Source organism: Actinoplanes philippinensis (assembly GCF_900113015.1).
Lineage (GTDB): Bacteria > Actinomycetota > Actinomycetes > Mycobacteriales > Micromonosporaceae > Actinoplanes > Actinoplanes philippinensis.
On record NZ_FONV01000016.1, the window covers coordinates 153,782 to 169,374 of the forward strand.

Consider the following 15,593-nt stretch of genomic DNA (forward strand, 5'->3'; position numbering starts at 1 on the left):
TTGCTCGAGTTGTCGCCGTGCGGGCCACCTCCGGTTCTAGATCGCGGCGGGTACGGCGGCGTCGTGCGCATCGTGTAGGAAGACGATGCGCAGCGAACCGGTCGACCTCGGCCCCCGTATTACTGACCGTTGGCGCGTCGGCGGCCCGCGGCGCACCCGGTCACGTCACCGCGTCTGCAGCTGCGGTAGCCACCGCGGCCACCACTGCGGCGGCGCACAATGCCCGGCGCGGTCCGGCGGTGCGCAGCAGCGCCGCGATTGCGGCCAGGACCCCGAGGCCGAGCAGGTACGCCAGGTGCCACATCTCCTGATCGAGCGGCTGCCGCGGTAGCAGGCCCGCGTCCGTGGATAGCCATACCGGCCACAGGGCGAACCAGGTGCGGTCGTACGGTGTGCCGGTTGTGGAAGGTTGGTAGAGCGGGACCGTGCTGATCCACACCAGGAGCACGGTCAGCGGTAGCGCGCCGGGCCGGGGCAGCCATCGGGCGACCGCGACGCCCAGCAGGCCGGCGCCCAGGACGACTGCGGGAATCTGCAGGTATTCCAATGCCGCGCGGTGGTGCACCACATCGATGGGCCGCTCCGGGTGCGCGGTGGTGAACTCTCCGATCACCTGCAACAGTCCGGTGGCCGCGAGACTCACCAGGGCCGGGCCGCGCAGCACACCGATGATCGCGGCGGCGGTGTGTTGCCGTACGCCGACCGGTGTGCCATCCAAGGGCTCATGGACCCGGGACCGGAACGTGGCCGCGGCGACCCGGTTACCGGCCACGACAGTCGCGGGCGCGTAGACGAGCAGCAGACTCAGCATCACGACCACGTACGCCCCGTTGGCGGCCGGGCCGGTCTCCCCGCTCCGGATCGCCCCGGCGACGTAGGCCGCGATATACAGCATCGCCACCGGGTACACCGGATGGCACACCAGCCGGCGTGCCTCGACCGCGCCGAGCCGCCACACGGCCGCGGCGCCGACGCTCACCGGGTCGCCTTCACCGCACGCGCGCAGTCGCCCACCAGCAGCAGGTAGCCGTCCTCCAGCGACGGTTCGACGAGGGTGGCGCCCGCCGGTGGTGAGCCGATCTGCCGCACCCCGCCGTCGCCGGTGCGCCAGGCCAGCCGGGCGCCTGGATCACGTTGGTCGGAGCGCCACACCCGGCCGGTCGCGGCGGCGGCCAGAAGGCGCGGGTCACCGTCGAAGCGGACGCTGCCCTCGTGCAGCACCACCACCCGTGGGCAGAACGCCGCCACGTCCTCGGTCTGGTGTGTGGACACGACCACGCACCGGTCCTCGGCCAGCGCCGAAATCGTATCGCGCAGGCGCAGGCGCTGCTCAGGGTCCAGGCCGTCGGTCGGCTCGTCCAGGATCAGCAGCCGCGGGTCACCGAGCAGCGCCTGCGCGATGATCAAGCGACGCTTCATACCACCGGACAGGCGCCACACCCGGCGGCGCGCCACGGTGGTCAGCCCCACGGCTTCGAGCACCCGGCGTACCTCGTCGTGCCTGGCCCGGCGATCGGTCATCTCTTTGAGAATGCCCACGTAATCGACGTACTCGAAGGCGGTGAAGCCACGCGGGAAGCCGATCTCCTGCGGCACGTAGCCCAGCCGGTGGCGGATGGCGACCCGCTCCAGCGGATCCCGCGCATCGCGGCCGAGCAACTCGACCCGGCCGGCGTCGGCTCCGGCGACGGTGGCCAGCACGCGTAGCAGAGTCGTCTTGCCTGCGCCGTTCGGGCCGAGCAGGCCGAGTACACCGTTACCGACGTCCAGGGTGACCCGGTCCAGGACCCGGCGCCGTCCGTAGCTCTTGCTCACCTCGGTGAGCTGGATGCCGGTCACCACAGGTTCCTTGTCCGCCGGGCGCCGACCAGTGCGGCGCACACGATGCCGAAGACGATGGTCGAGGACAGCACCTGTACGACCGGTGAGAAGGCGCCCAGCACGGAGCCGGTGGTTATCCGCGCTATGGCGACGCCGCCCATCCACAGCCCGGCCAGACCGGCGATCGCCACCTGGATGCCGAACAGCCGCTCGGTGACCAGGCCGAGAGCCGCCAGAGCGAGCCCGGGCAGCAGCCACAGCGCCGCCCGCGCCGTGCCCGGTAGCACCAGCCCGCCCACGGCGAGCAGCAGGGCGGTCATCGGCAGCACCGGAAGGCACCGCAGCAGCATCAGCCGCAGCCGGGGGTACGGCGCGGCGGCCACCACCTCGTGCATGGAGAACACGCCCGGTCCGTAAGCCAGCGCCACCCCGGTCAGGGGAGCCAGCGGAGCCACGGCGAGGAACCAGAGGGCCATCCCGCCGTCCATCTGCCGAGCGACGACGGCGAAGCCGGCCACCAGCATGCACCCGGCCATCCAGGCCCGGCGTGCCGCCGAGGCTCCGGTGGCCAGCCGCGCGGCCGACGGCGACAGCCCCAGCCTGGTGAGCAGCCGTTCGAAGGGGGCGGTGCGGGGCTGGTCCAGCCGGTCCAGCGTGTCGGTCCAGGCCCGGGCGATCAGCGCGGCGTCGGCGTGCGCCGCGATCGCGGTCCGGCAGATAGCGCAGCCGGCCAGATGCTGCTCGACGGAGGCTGCGCGGGCGTGGTCGAGGTCGCCGCTGGCGTATGCCGCCAGCAGGGCGTCCTCAGCGTGCCAGACGGTCATGACAGCGCCTCCCTCAACAGCATCCGGGCGCGGGCCATCCGGGTCTTGACCGTGCCCTGGGGGATCTTCAGAAGCCGGGCCGCCTCCCGGGTGGTGAGCCCGTCGAGCACCGTCGCCTGCACCACGGCGATCAGGTCCGGGGATAGCCGGTTGAGTGCCGTGGCCACGGCGGCGTACTCCACCCGTACCAGAACCTGCTCCTCGGCCGAGGCCACGACGGGGTCCGGGACACCGGCCAGCGGGCGATGCGACGGACGCTTCGCGAGCAGGTCGATCAGGCGGCGAATCGCGATACCCCACAGCCAGGCGCCGACGTCGCCGTCGCCGCGCCACCGGCCGGCGCCACGCCAGGCCGCCACGAACGTCTCCTGCAACGCCTCGGCGACCACCTCGTCGTCGGCGCAGCGCAGCCGAAGACGAACCTGCAGCCAGGGCGCATGCCGCTCGTAGAGCGTCGCCAGCGCGTCCTGGTCGCCCCGGGCGATCAACCCGATCAGAGCGGCGTCGTCGGCCATGTGGTCCTCCCCCACCCGTTCTGAAGAGTCTGTCCGCGCCGACGTGGAAGCGGTTCATGAACAGATGGCGGGGCATCGTGCCCCAGGTGCACCTCGGGACAATTGGATGGCGGAGGTCAGCCGAGCTGGAGCCAGGCGGCCACCGCGGTGACCACGACGGCACCCCCGGCCGTGACGTACAGCGCCCGGCGCGGCCCGTCGGTACGCAGTAGAGCCGCGATCCCGGCCAGCACGCCGAGTCCGAGCAGGTAAGCCAGGTGCCACATCTCCTGGGCGAGCGGCTGCCGGGGCAGCATGCCCCCCATGTCGACGAACCAGACCGGCCACAGCGCGAACCACGTCCGGGCGGGCACGACCTCGTAGGTGGTCGTTTCATACACGATGAAGTGCTGGTCGTACATGACGATGGTGCCGAGCCACAGCGCGATCGCGGTCAACGGCAGCATCCCGGGCCACGGCAGCCAGCGGGCGACCGCGATGCCGAGCAGCCCGGCGCCGAGCACGATTGCCGGCACCTGCAGGTACTCCAGCGGGGTGCGCTGATACACGCGGTCGTTGGCCGGGGCGAGTGGGGAGGCCGATTCGCCGATCATCAGCAGCACCAGCGCCCCGCCGAGCCCGACGACAACCGGGCCGAGCAGCAACCCGACGACGGCGCCCACGGTGCGCTGCCGGTCGTCGACCGGGGTGGCGTCCAACACGTCGCGGACTTGAGAGCGATAGGTCGTGGCGGCAACGCGGTTGGCCGCCACGAAGGTCAACGGCGCGTAGATGAGCAGCACGCTCACGGACACGACGGAGTAGGCGAAGTTGGCGGTCGGGCCGCCCTCGTTGTTGGCCCGGACCGTGACGGCAAACATGACGGCGTAGAGCATCACGATCGGATAGGCGGGGTGGCGCAGCATCCGGCGGGCCTCGACGACGCCGAGTCGCCGTGCGGCCGGAGTCCACGCCCTCGCACGGCCGGCCGTGGCGGCCGAGGCGGGCGGCGCGCTCATCAGGTCGCCACCTCCCTTATCGGACCGTCCTGAACAGTCTGTCCGGCGACGGGCCCGATCGGTTCATGAACATCTTGTGGAGGCCGATGGCACCAGGCGGCGTCGTACGCGTTGAGGTCGCCGACCGCGGCCTCGGTATTCCGGAAGCGGACAGGCCCAAGGTATTCGAGGCCTTCCACCCGTCGGCCAACAGCGGTAGCTACGTGGGCACCGGACTAGGGCTGGCCATATGCCGGCGCATTGTCGAACGACATGGCGGCCGCATCGGCGTCGAGCAACGTCCCGGGGCGGTAGCCGGTTCTGGTTCACGCTGCCGTTGCAGCCATGCTGATCCGCAGCGGAAGATTTTCGAATCAGACGCAAGGCCGCGCCATCCGTCGTTCTCCAGACTTACTGCTGTCTCATGAGACGCAGACCGACTCGCCAGACGTCGGAAGCGTCGGCTAGCGAGCACACGGATCGCGGCTACTTGTTTCATTGATCTACGACCGCAGCCCGGCCAGGCTTGGTCGAGGTGACCGGTGGGATCGCTCTGTCGCGGCTGTCCACCGCAGGTTTGGTGTGACTCACTCATGGCATGCGCCTGCCGGTCACCGCGGCGCGGAGTGGCTCAAGAGGGGTATGCCCAGCTCAAAGTAGCGCTGCCCTCCCGTCGACCATCGGATCGAGGGAGAGGTAACCAGATGGGCCAGGTCGTCATCGGCGTAGACCCGCACAAGCGTTCCGCCACCATCGAGGTTATCGACCAGCGCGAACGCGTCCTGGGCAAGGGCCGGTTCGGCACCGACACCGACGGTTACCAGGCCATGCTCGCCGCTGGCCGTGAACACACCGACCGGATCTGGGCCGTCGAGGGCTGCAGCGGCATCGGCCGGCACGTCGCCCAACGCCTGGTCGCCGACGGCGAGACCGTCCTGGACGTCCCGGCGAAGCTGTCGGCCCGGGCGCGGGTGTTCTCCACCGGCCAAGGCCGTAAGACCGACCCGGTCGACGCCCACAGCGTCGCCGTCGTTGCTTTGCGCACCTCTGACCTGCGGCAGGTCGTCGTCGACGACACGACCGTGGCGTTGCGGCTTCTGGTCGACCGGCGTGATCAGCTTGGCCGGGCCCGCACCGAGGCCGTGTCCCGGCTGCATCACCTGCTGCTCGAGTTGGTGCCGGGTGGGGCGAAGAAGTTCCTGTCCGCTCAGCAGGCGCGGGCGCTGCTCAACACCGTCCGCCCGCGTGACGTCGTGGGCAAGACCCGCCGCTGGCTGGCATCCGAGCTGATCCACGAGCTCGTCACGATCGACAAGAAGATCAAGGTCGCGAACGCCGAACTGACCGAGCTGGTCGACTCGACGGGCAGCCGACTGCGGACGCTTCACGGTATCGGCCCGTCCGGCGCCGCTCGCCTCATCGGCGACATCGGCGATGTCAGCCGGTTCACCGGCCGCGGTCACTTCGCGTCCTGGAACGGCACCGCCCCTATCGACGCGTCCTCCGGCGACCAGAACCGGCACCGGTTGTCGCGGGCCGGGAACCGGCGCATCAACCGGGTTCTGCACATCATGGCCGTCGTCCAGCTCCGCAACGACACCGAAGGACGCCGCTACTACCGGCGCAAACTCGCCGAAGGCAAGACCACCATGGAAGCCATGCGCGCCCTCAAACGCCGGCTCTCCGACGTCGTCTATCGGCTGATGACCGCCGACGCCAAGCGGCTCAGGACGGGCCCGGGAGGACAAGTGGGGGCGACTCTGCAATCCGGCGCGGCCGACCCAAACCCCAAGGCCGACACTTCGGAGAAGTCACTTCCCGGACCCGCCGAAGACCACCTTAGAACACCGCTTCTCACCGCCTCTTGACACAGAGGGGTGCCATGAGAGTGAACTGCTTGGCCGCAGTCCAGCCGTGCTGCTTGGCGGCAAATCCGGCCGCTAGTCAAGTCCGGATGCGGGATTCAACGGCAAAGCCAGACGCCGACTCCCTCGTATCGAGCCACTTCGCAGTCCAGCCGGCGAACGAAAAGGGACGAACCGACAATCCAGACGTGCTCGTCGGGATGCAGGAGCAGCGGTCGCGGGAGCTCAACCGCCCAATCACCGGCTTCCACCATGGTTACCAATGTCAGCCGTGCCACCGGCGCCGGATCGGTTCGGACAACTCCGCTGGAGTCATCCCCCTGACCCAGCTGCATCTGCATGCAAGGAGGCTACCGGCAGCGCTGCTTCGCCATGCAAAGACCGAGGCCATCCCGCACTCGTCCACACGTGTCAACGGTCAAGACGAAGTGGCTCTGGCACGAAGTTCGTGATTGCGGGCGGACCCCGCGACGCACGGATGGTCTGATGTGGATGATCATGTGCGCGGTGTGGCGATCATGGTCTCGGGGTTCTGCTTCCGCACCTCGCGCCGTTGCGGATCAGTCAGGTACGTGCTGGCGGACGGTCGATCTGGCTGGACGCCGACGTTCTGGCTGATGAAGCGCGGTGTCCAGGCTGCGGAGGCAGGTCAGCGCGGGTGCACAGTCGGTACTGGCGGATCTTGACGGACTTGGCAATGGGCGGTCAGCAGACGCTGCTGAAGGTGCGGATCCGGCGGTTCTTCTGCGACGACGTCAGCTGCCCTCGGCGGACCTTCGCCGAGCAGGTGCCCGGCGTCACCACGCCCTACGCCCGGCGGACTCCGCTGCTGCGCGGCGTTCTGGAGAAGATCGCCTTGGCGCTGGGTGGGCGGCCAGGCGCCCGGATGACCCGTCTGCTGGCCGCCGAGGTGTCACGCACAACCATGTTGCGGCTGGTCCGAGCCTTGCCGGTGCCCGCGGCGGGAACCGTGACCGTGCTCGGTGTCGACGACTTCGCGTTCCGCAAGGGCTGCAACTACGGCAGCATCCTGGTCGACATGCATACCGGCCGGCCCGTCGACCTGCTACCCGACCGCCTCGCCGACACCTTCGCCGCCTGGCTGCGCGAGCATCCCGGCGCCGAAGTGATCTGCCGCGACCGCGCCAGCGGCTACGCCGAAGGGGGCCGGACCGGCGCTCCGGACGCGATCCAGGTCGCCGACCGCTTCCACCTGCTACAAAACCTCACCAAAGCCGTCGACCGGGCAGTCCGTGCTCACGGCAAATGCCTCAAGGACCGGCCAGAATCCGAGGCCGTCGCCCAGCCGCGACCGGCGACGGACGCCCCCGAGGGCCGCCGGGTCGAGGTGACCCGACAGCGCCACGCCGAGATTCATGCTCTGCACGTCAAAGGCATCGGCAACACCGCGATCAGCCGGGCACTGAACCTCGACCACAAGACCGTGCTGCGCTACCTGCGGGCGGCAACCGCCGACGAACTGCTCACCGAGGTCGTCCCCCGAATCCGTGACCTCGACAAATACGTCGCCTATCTCGCCGAGCGCTGGGAACAGGGATGCACCAACGCCGCCTGGCTGACCGCCGAGCTCCGCGGACGCGGCTACCGCGGCAGCGAACGCACCGTGCGCCGGCAGCTGCACCTGTGGCGTGACGGCAGCGTCAAACCGACCGCGGTAAAAGCGGTCGCGCCCAAGCCGCGAGAGGTGACCGGTTGGATCATCCGCCCCGCGGTCGAGCGCACTGAACGTGAACAGGCTGACCTGGCCCGCATTCTGCAACGATGCGACAGCCTGCGCACCGTTGACCGGCTGGTCAGCGACTTCGGTGGCATGCTCCGCCAACGCCAGGGCCAGCACCTGGACGCCTGGATCGCTCAGGCCCGAAGCAGCGGAGTCACTCAACTCGTCGGCTTCGCCGACGGCCTGATCAAGGACTATGACGCTGTCCGCAACGGGCTCACCCTGCCCTGGAGCAGCGGCGCGGTCGAGGGCAACGTCGGCAGACTCAAGACGATCAAGCGTCAAATGTATGGCCGCGCGAACTTCGATCTTCTGCGCCGCCGCGTCATCCTCGCCGAGTAGGACACGATCACGAACTACGTGCCAGAGCCAATTCCGGTGTCCGCGAGCCGGGACCCAACTGTCCGCTGACAAGGATTCTCGCGTTTCCGCTAGCAACACGGTCGGCGGCAGATCCGGATGTTCGATGTGAGCCAGATATGTCGAGCTGGTGAGGACGGTACGGCGTTCAGGCACCATCGACCATGAGCGGGGTGGAGGACCCCGTCATACTGGCGTGATGGAGATCCACGAGTTTTGGCGGATCGTGGATCAAGCCCGCGACGATTCGGGCGTCACGGCGGGCCCGTTTGACGAAGCCGAGGTCGCCGAAGCGCTGGTCGCACGGCTGATGATGTTGTCGCCCAACGAGATCCTCGGTTTCGACGACCTTCTAGGTGAGGTCATCGGCCAGCTTGACAATCCGAGAGTCGCCCTCGCGTGTCAACTCATCACGGGTTTCCTCTCCGATGACCTTTTCTCGTCCTTCAGGGCTGGGCTCGTTGGTCTGGGGCGTCACACTGTGGAGCAGATCATCGCCGACCCCGACTGCCTGGCTGAGCACCCTGTCGTCATCGACATCGCCGCGGGGCGTTGTGAGCGGAAGTCGCTCGACGGTGAAAGCCTGCTGTTCGCGGCGTCATCCGCATATGCCCGGATCAGCGACGGCGACGAGGACGCTTTCTGGCACGCGGTCGATGCCCGCCGAGAGGCGATGGGATCCGGCGGTCTCGTGCGGCCGGCGGGGGAATCCGGTGCCGACGACGCCGAGCCCGTCCGCGAGGGACTGCCGCGCCTTTCGGCGCTTCTGCCTCCTGGACACTGGGCATCCGAATCACAACCAGCCAGGCCGGCGCCACAGGCTGATCCCGACGAGCGATGCCCGCTGTGCGGTGGTGCGTTGCGGGCGCACTCGGTCGAGTCAAGCAGCCGTCGCGAGGACGGGACTTTCCTCACGCGGGAATTCAGGCGGTGCCTAGATTGCTCACGGGTGGTTGAGCGCTTCAAGCACGCCGACAGCTGGGATGGGTGGCGGGAGTCAGACCCAGTCGAACTTGATCACCTTGTCGGCATACGGTTCTTACTCAACCAATAGCTATTTCCACGTCGTGGAATTGCAGGTAGCGAACCATTAGGAACACGGACAAAACGCACTCTTCTCGGCAGAAGCGGATAGGTGCTCAAGGTGGCGCTCAACGTCGGTAGCACCGGCGCTCGAGCCATCACACCGACATGACTAGGTACGATTCGCTGATTTGTCTACGCCTGGGCTTGCCGTCGACCGACGATCAAGGGGTGCGCGCGGCTACGGGGCTACCTTCCGCTATCGCCCCGATGCTGGCTACGCCCGGACCGGTGCCGACAGGCGAGGGGTGGGCAGCGGAGGCCAAGCACGACGGAATGCGAGCCGCGGTCAGCGCCGCCGATGGCCGCTGGCGCCTGCGTAGCCGCACCGGTCGCGACGTCTCGAGCACCTTCCCGGAACTGTCGGTGCTGCCGGAGCTGCTCGGCGGCCGTCGGGTGGCGTTGGACGGCGAACTGGTGGTCCTGGACCCTGCCGGCGTCTCGGACTTCACGCGTCTGCAGCAGCGCATCAGGGTACGCAACCCCAGCACGCGGCTGCTGCGCGCCGCGCCGGCCACCCTGTACGCGTTCGACCTGCTGGTCCTTGACTAACAGGATCTGCTAGCCGTGCCCTACACCGAACGCCGGGCGATGCTGGACGACCTGCAGCTGCACGGTGCTGGTGTGGACACGCCACCGTTCTTCGTCGACGGGGCCACTGAGCTGTACGCCGCAGCCCAGCAGCACGGCCTGGAGGGTATCGTCTGCAAGCGGCTGACCTCGCCCTACACTCCGGGTCAGCGATCTAAGACGTGGGTCAAGACGGTTTCTGTCAGACACCCCAGCTTCTTGAATGTCAAGCTGCGGCAGGTTGTGTGCGGTGTGACCAGGCAGTCGTCTGGTCGTAGCGGGTGGTGGTTTTGAGGCAGCCGTGGAGGATGCCGACGAGGCGGTTGCCGACCTGGCGCAGGGCGGCGTTGTGGCCGACCTCGCGGCCGCGGAGTTCGTCGTAGTAGGCGCGGACGCCGGGGTCGTGCAGGATCGCGGCGCCGGCCTGCATGTGCAGGGCGTCGACGAGGCGGTCGTTGTGGATGAACCGGGCGTGGACGGTCTTGGACTTGCCGGACTGCCGGGTGATCGGTGCGGTGCCGGCGTAGTTCTTGCGGGACTTGGCGTCGGCGTAGCGGCCGTCAGCGTCGCCGAACTCTGCGAGCACCCGGGCGCCGAGGATCACGCCGATGCCGGGCTGGCTGAGGTAGACCTCAGCGTCCGGGTGCTGACCAAAATGGGCCTCGACCTGCCCTTCGAGAGTGCGGATCTCGGTGTTGAGGGTTTGCAGGATCGCGACGGTGGCACGGACGGTGGCGGCGTAGGCGCCGGCGACGATGTCGGCCTGGCCCAGGTGCTCGGTGCGCAGGACCTGCTGGATCGCGGCGGCCTTGGCCACGAGGTCACGACGGCGGGCCTTCTTCAACACGGCGCTGATCTGCCCGATGGTCAGTTTCGCTGCCGCGGCCGGAGTGGGTGCCTTGGCCAGCAGTTCCAGGGCGTCCGCGCCGGTCAGCGTCAACGGCTGGTAGGCCGCCAGCGCCGCGGGGAAGTAATCGCGTAGCGCTGCCCGTAGCCGCAGCGTGTGCCGGGTGCGTTCCCAGATCAGCGTCTGGTGAGCGCGGGCCACGACCTTGACGGCCTCGGCGATGTCGGAGTCCGCGGCGACCTGCCGCAGCTGGTGACGGCGGGTTCTCACCATGTCGGCCAGGGTGTGCGCGTCGGCCTTGTCGCTCTTGGCCCCGGACAGCGACAGCAGCTCACGATGCCGGGCGGCCTGCTTCGGATTCACACCGTAGACCTGGTAGCCGGCCGCGACCAGCGCCCGTACCCACGGCCCGCGGTCGGTCTCGATGCAGACCAGCACGTCCGACGGTTTCGCGTCATCGGGCAGGAACCCGGCGACGAGCTCGTGGAACCGGGTCATCCCGTCCACGCCCTCGGGTAGCCGGGCCGCGCGTACAGCCCGGCCGTGTACGTCCTGTATCTCCACGTCGTGGTGGTCTTCCGCCCAGTCATCACCGACGAACAGCACTTGCGATCTCCGCCCTGCCACAGATCCACAACGGCCGCCTGCGGAAGACTTCAGCGCCCTAATGGACCAGTGCTCACGCCAACACCCGGCGGGCACGACACCCCATCAGCCGTTCGTCTCCCGACCACGAGCGGGGGCACGGTCTGACACCAGGACTCAACCTCGGTCCAGGCAAGGGAAGTGCTCACCCGCTCGCGGCTACCAGCTACCGAGTCTGCCAGCGGCTGACCCGGTAGCTCCCATTAGGCAAGAACCGGTGTACGCACTGAGATACAGCAGTTCACGTCAGCACCGCTCCTAGCCTGTTATCCGCGACATGTGTCGCCGCAAGCCTCGAGAGGCCTCAGAGGGTTGAAGTTTCACCCCTGACCGGGCATGCGCCGGAGGTCCATGCCCACGAGGGTAATGGGTGAAATTGCAAGCCAAGTCCGTCGCGCGATCACCGCATTGCCGCGACGCCCATGCCGCCTGATTCGCGGCTCCTGGCGTTCGCACTACGCCAGGCAGTGGCGAACCGATCCCAGCCAATGTCCTCGGCGAGGAGAGTAGAGAGGTCGGCCCTGTCCGGTACTGATCCTGACCGGGCCAGACGCAGCGCCTGTCGTGTGATGCTCGATTCCAGCAGGGTTCGCGCGGTCCTTCCGTTGGCGAACTCCGGGACATTACGTGCGGCAGCGAGGTGTAGTTCCGCTACCTCCTGAGCGCTGGCCTCAACGCGAAAGTTCTGCCGCGCGGCCATGCTGACGAAGATGTTCCGCAGCTCCGCATCGTGGTAATCCGGAATCGTGAGGTGCCGGGTGACGCGACTGCGTAGCCCGGGGTTGGTGCTCAGAAGGGCTTGCATCTGCACCGGATAGCCGGCGAGTACGCAGATGAACTCGTCACGGTGTTTCTCCATGAGCATCATCAGCTCATCCAGGGCTTCCCGACCGAAGTCGTACTGGCTCTCACCACCGACCATCAGGGAGTAGGCCTCGTCGATGAACAGCACGCCACCCATCGCCTTCTGCACCAAGGCCTTTACCTTGAGCGCGGTCTGGCCCACATAGCCAGCGACTAGGTCTGCCCTAGATGCTTCCACGACATGCCCGGATGGCAGCAAGCCGAGGGACTGGTAGATGCTGCCGAGGAGTCGAGCGACGGTCGTCTTGCCTGTTCCCGGATTGCCCATGATCGCCACATGAGAAGACATATCTACGTTCGGCAGGCCATGAGCGACGCGGTGCAGATGTACGTGCGCTAGCGCCGTCATCGCGTAGATTTCCTCCTTCACCTCGCTCAGACCCACAAGAGCGTTAAGTTGCCCGAGAACCTGGTTGACGTCCTGGCGTGGCCCGGTGCGTACCGGGCCGGGTAGGGGAACGTCGGCGGCGGTGATGATTTCAAGGTCATCGTCGAGACCGACGGCAAGACGATCGGCCTGCCGGAGCCGGACCTGATCGAAGAGGTTCCGTGCGCCCCGAGCGTTCTCGTTGCGGCCGCGCCGGATGGCATGCTCCACCAACGCCTGGACACGATGCCGCGCGTCCGGTTCGACACGGTAGCCGTCCCCGGCAAAAAGCAGATCCACGGTCTGCATAATTTCCTCGCCGCTGTGGTCGGCGAACGCCACGGTTTTCGGGAAGCGGCTACGCAGACCGGGGTTGGACGCCAAGAGGCGCTCCATCTCCGCGGGGTACCCGGCGGCGATGACGATCAGATCGCTGCGGTGATTCTCCATGCCCAGCAGCAGCGCCTCGATGGCCTCACGGCCGGAATCCTTTGGGCGCCCCTGCTCGTTCGGGCCCAAAGCGTAGGCCTCGTCGATGAACAGGACACCGCCGAGCGCCTTTTGCACGGCGGCGTCCATCCGGAGTGCAGACTCGCCCTCGCACGACCCCAGAATGTCCATCGGCCCAATCTCGACGCAGTGCCCCTTCGAGACCAAGCCGAGGCCGCCGAGGAGTTTGCCGAGGATGCGGGCCACGGTGGTCTTCCCAGTTCCTGCGTTCCCGGTGAAGACCATGTGCTGGTTCACCGGAGTGGTTGCCATACCCGCCGCCGACCGGCGTTGCTGGACTGCGGCGAGACTGACGACCCGGTGGATGTCAGCCTTGACCTCTGCCAGCCCGACGAGCCTGTCCAAATCGGCGAGGGCCGACTTGACCATGGCCGGGTCGGGCCACTGTGCAATGAACGGCGTAGCCCGTCGGCCGCCCTTACCTGAATCCGCAGTGGGCATGGTGGGACTCGGCGCATCGCCGGGTTCCGGGTTGCCGTCCAGGGCGACATTCCCATCGAGGGTGAACCGAGGAAGCGACCGGGCGTGTCTGCTGAGAGCGGCCGGGGTCTCGCAGGCGCCCCACCGCTGCACCAGGATGCGGTAGGCAGTCGTGTCCCGGCCGGCATTGGCGTCAGCCTCGGCTACCAGTCGTGCCTGCATACGCGCCGCCAAGCGGAGCGCGGCGGCGCAGTAGGCGTGCCGAGACTTTGGCATATCTCGCTGAAATAGCCGTGCCAGATGACGCGAGGGTCGAAACTTCCAGAACCGCGCCTGCTGCCACGCGGCCTCGTCGAACATGACGGGAAAGTCAGCCGTGGCCTGCATCGCCCAGTCCTCACCAGCCGGACCGGAACAACCGCTAGCGATGAAGCTGAGGTAAAGCCGCATTCCCTCTTTGATCAGGTCGAGATATGTGCCCTGATTGGTGTTGGTCAGCGGCTGCGGTGCTGTTTCGGCGGCGAACTCCGCAAGGATGGCACCAGCCTCTGCATCAAGGTTCCCTCCGGTTGAGTTGTGGACCAGCCGCAACACCCTGTCGAAGGCAGCTTCGTGCTGACCGAACTGGTTCGTCCCAGATCCGTGCAACCACATCCGGTAGCTGTCGCCGGTGAACAGCCGTTCGATCTCCGCCGCATGTCGCATAGCGTCCTGCGCAACATGCGCCGCAACATTACGAGAGGCTGCATGCGCCACCGCGACATACGCCTCGCGTAGATGTTCGCCGGCGACAGCGTCCTCTACCACGAGCATCCGGGGGAGGGCATACATCAACAGCGATTGACCGAGCGGGGACCGCCGGGCTTCTACCTCGCCCGTCAAGCCGTCCGACAACCGGGCTTGGGCGAGCAAGGCGGCCATTGCCCGGTGTGCAGGCACCGGAAGCCAGTCAATCGATCCGTACTCCTCCTCCAACGTCCAGAAGGAATCGACCATGTCGTGAGCCTGCTGCTCAAGTCGGATCCGGTCATCCATATCGAGACTGGCTAACTCGGCCTCACGCAGCAACAGACCGATCGTCTGGACAACCTCATCCATGGTGGCTCCCTCGCCCTACGACATCTCGACCGGACAGTTCTAGTCGTCATGAGCGCCAGCGACTTGAGGCTCGGGCTGCCCTGGATCTCGCGCCGAGCCGGTAGCGGTCATTCATCTGCTAGCAAGAACCGATCCCCCGAATTCAGTAAGTCGATTGCTTGCCGTGCCAATAAATAAACCGGCTTGCCTCAATCCGAAGCCAGATTGGCGATTTGACTGACCGGGCAGGGGTGTCGTGGTAAAAATAGCTTGTTTGTCGAGTGCCCGATCACCCCGAACCCGAGGGCAGCGATGCGTAAGGTGCGCCAACTGAAGCCGGGTAAGCCATCTGCGGACTTCCAATGGTTCGATGAAATACTGATGCTAACTCAGGCCGCGATCTCTGTTGCTAATACGCAGAGATGGGCTTTGTCTTGGGACTTGCCGCCGGGAGTTGCCTCGCAAGGTCGTGGCGCAGCCTATGAGGTCACCGTGGTCGATCAATTCCACCAACTCGGCCAGCGCTACTTCGCGAACCGTAACGAGACAGCAGTATGGGAGTGCCCCTTCCCTACGGGTGGAGTTGGGCGACCTCCGGCTGTGGACGTCGTCTTATACAACAACGATGGCACGATCAAGACTCGGCTTGAGTTTGGCATCTTTACTCCCAAAAAGCTGAAAGACGACGCCGAGAAGCTGCACAAAATGGCTGCACGGTTTCTGAAGGAGAATCCGAAGGCTAGGAATTTCGTCGTTCTGTGGCATGAAGAGCGGCGCAAATTGAGCGACGTGCGAATTCAGACTCAAGTGACGCAATTTGCGGATGCCGCAACTAAGGCCATTGCTGCCATCCCTGGCATGGGTATCGCTTTAGGTCTGGCATCAGGAGTGGATCTATTTGCTGCGGAGAAGGAATCGCACCGCGTTATTTACGTAGCAATTTTTGAGGTTACTTAAAGCCGTGCGGGGCCGCGCTCATCGGCCGCCGAGAAGGTGTCGAAGGAGAGGGTAGCTACGCGGTCAGTCGACCTCAGCGCCGTGAAGAGGAACCAACGGCGACGCCACTCTCGTCGTGCTCGAGCGTGATCTCAGCCGGGCGGAGATCCA

13 protein-coding genes and 1 pseudogene are annotated in these 15,593 nt (G+C 66.9%); 6 read left to right on the forward strand and 8 right to left on the reverse strand.

Going from position 1 to position 15,593, the window contains the following annotated elements; translation table 11 throughout:
• Positions 1-160: 160 nt before the first annotated feature.
• The 5 genes from BM290_RS36870 to BM290_RS36890 all read right to left on the reverse strand — a co-directional run bounded on the left by BM290_RS36870 (position 161) and on the right by BM290_RS36890 (position 4,158).
• The gene (locus tag BM290_RS36870) at positions 161-979 is read right to left on the reverse strand and encodes a hypothetical protein (protein WP_093620581.1); all 819 of its coding nucleotides are present in this window, start codon (positions 977-979) and stop codon (positions 161-163) included.
• Positions 976-1,839: an ATP-binding cassette domain-containing protein gene (locus BM290_RS36875; protein WP_093620650.1), complete on the reverse strand. Its 864-nt coding sequence runs from the start codon at positions 1,837-1,839 to the stop codon at positions 976-978. Before BM290_RS36875 ends, BM290_RS36870 begins: the two co-directional genes overlap by 4 nt.
• The gene (locus tag BM290_RS36880) at positions 1,836-2,645 is read right to left on the reverse strand and encodes a zf-HC2 domain-containing protein (RefSeq protein ID WP_093620582.1); all 810 of its coding nucleotides are present in this window, start codon (positions 2,643-2,645) and stop codon (positions 1,836-1,838) included. The genes BM290_RS36875 and BM290_RS36880 overlap by 4 nt, the downstream gene beginning before the upstream one ends.
• A complete protein-coding gene (locus BM290_RS36885; RefSeq protein ID WP_093620651.1) occupies positions 2,642-3,160 on the reverse strand; it encodes an RNA polymerase sigma factor in 519 nt (172 codons plus the stop codon). The genes BM290_RS36880 and BM290_RS36885 overlap by 4 nt, the downstream gene beginning before the upstream one ends.
• Before the next feature lie 116 nt (positions 3,161-3,276).
• Positions 3,277-4,158, reverse strand: a complete 882-nt coding sequence (locus BM290_RS36890; RefSeq protein WP_093620583.1) for a hypothetical protein — start codon at positions 4,156-4,158, stop codon at positions 3,277-3,279.
• Between the two features lie 86 nt (positions 4,159-4,244).
• Here BM290_RS36890 and BM290_RS36895 point away from each other — a divergent pair, with 86 nt between their 5' ends.
• Positions 4,245-4,565, forward strand: a complete 321-nt coding sequence (locus BM290_RS36895) for a sensor histidine kinase (RefSeq protein ID WP_239144009.1) — start codon at positions 4,245-4,247, stop codon at positions 4,563-4,565.
• 114 nt (positions 4,566-4,679) lie between these two features.
• Positions 4,680-6,005 (forward strand): IS110 family RNA-guided transposase, encoded by a 1,326-nt coding sequence (locus BM290_RS36900; protein WP_244903957.1) that lies wholly within the window; start codon positions 4,680-4,682, stop codon positions 6,003-6,005.
• Positions 6,006-6,100: 95 nt separating this feature from the next.
• Here the strand turns inward: BM290_RS36900 and BM290_RS47690 are convergent, their stop codons facing one another.
• Positions 6,101-6,343: a hypothetical protein gene (locus tag BM290_RS47690; protein WP_143134054.1), complete on the reverse strand. Its 243-nt coding sequence runs from the start codon at positions 6,341-6,343 to the stop codon at positions 6,101-6,103.
• 212 nt (positions 6,344-6,555) lie between these two features.
• Between BM290_RS47690 and BM290_RS36905 the strand changes: the two genes are divergently transcribed.
• From BM290_RS36905 to BM290_RS50305, 3 genes and pseudogenes are all read left to right on the forward strand, one after another.
• Positions 6,556-8,085 (forward strand): ISL3 family transposase, encoded by a 1,530-nt coding sequence (locus tag BM290_RS36905; protein WP_203779704.1) that lies wholly within the window; start codon positions 6,556-6,558, stop codon positions 8,083-8,085.
• 217 nt (positions 8,086-8,302) lie between these two features.
• Positions 8,303-9,157 carry a DUF4240 domain-containing protein gene (locus BM290_RS36910; RefSeq protein WP_143134055.1) on the forward strand — a complete coding sequence of 285 codons (855 nt, stop codon included), beginning with the start codon at positions 8,303-8,305 and terminating at the stop codon, positions 9,155-9,157.
• Positions 9,158-9,396: 239 nt separating this feature from the next.
• Positions 9,397-10,050 (forward strand): annotated as a pseudogene (locus BM290_RS50305) (ATP-dependent DNA ligase).
• On the opposite strand, the gene BM290_RS36925 reads toward BM290_RS50305, so the two are convergent.
• Positions 9,983-11,209 (reverse strand): IS110 family RNA-guided transposase, encoded by a 1,227-nt coding sequence (locus BM290_RS36925; RefSeq protein ID WP_093620588.1) that lies wholly within the window; start codon positions 11,207-11,209, stop codon positions 9,983-9,985. The pseudogene BM290_RS50305 and the gene BM290_RS36925 sit on opposite strands and share 68 nt — an antisense overlap.
• Positions 11,210-11,648: 439 nt before the next feature.
• On the reverse strand, positions 11,649-14,507 hold the full coding sequence (locus tag BM290_RS36930) for an AAA family ATPase (RefSeq protein ID WP_093620589.1): 2,859 nt from the start codon (positions 14,505-14,507) through the stop codon (positions 11,649-11,651).
• A gap of 300 nt (positions 14,508-14,807) precedes the next feature.
• Between BM290_RS36930 and BM290_RS47695 the strand changes: the two genes are divergently transcribed.
• Complete coding sequence (locus tag BM290_RS47695) at positions 14,808-15,443, forward strand: hypothetical protein (RefSeq protein ID WP_143134056.1); 636 nt, start codon at positions 14,808-14,810, stop codon at positions 15,441-15,443.
• Positions 15,444-15,593: the final 150 nt, after the last annotated feature.

Coding starts and splice junctions, on each gene's coding strand:
- BM290_RS36880 (WP_093620582.1), bottom strand. CDS start 2,645: ATGACCGTCTGGCACGCTGAGGACGCCCTGCTGGCGGCATACGCCAGC.
- BM290_RS36885 (WP_093620651.1), bottom strand. CDS start 3,160: ATGGCCGACGACGCCGCTCTGATCGGGTTGATCGCCCGGGGCGACCAG.
- BM290_RS36890 (WP_093620583.1), bottom strand. CDS start 4,158: ATGAGCGCGCCGCCCGCCTCGGCCGCCACGGCCGGCCGTGCGAGGGCG.
- BM290_RS36895 (WP_239144009.1), top strand. CDS start 4,245: ATGGCACCAGGCGGCGTCGTACGCGTTGAGGTCGCCGACCGCGGCCTC.
- BM290_RS47690 (WP_143134054.1), bottom strand. CDS start 6,343: ATGCAGATGCAGCTGGGTCAGGGGGATGACTCCAGCGGAGTTGTCCGA.
- BM290_RS36910 (WP_143134055.1), top strand. CDS start 8,303: ATGGAGATCCACGAGTTTTGGCGGATCGTGGATCAAGCCCGCGACGAT.
- BM290_RS36930 (WP_093620589.1), bottom strand. CDS start 14,507: ATGGATGAGGTTGTCCAGACGATCGGTCTGTTGCTGCGTGAGGCCGAG.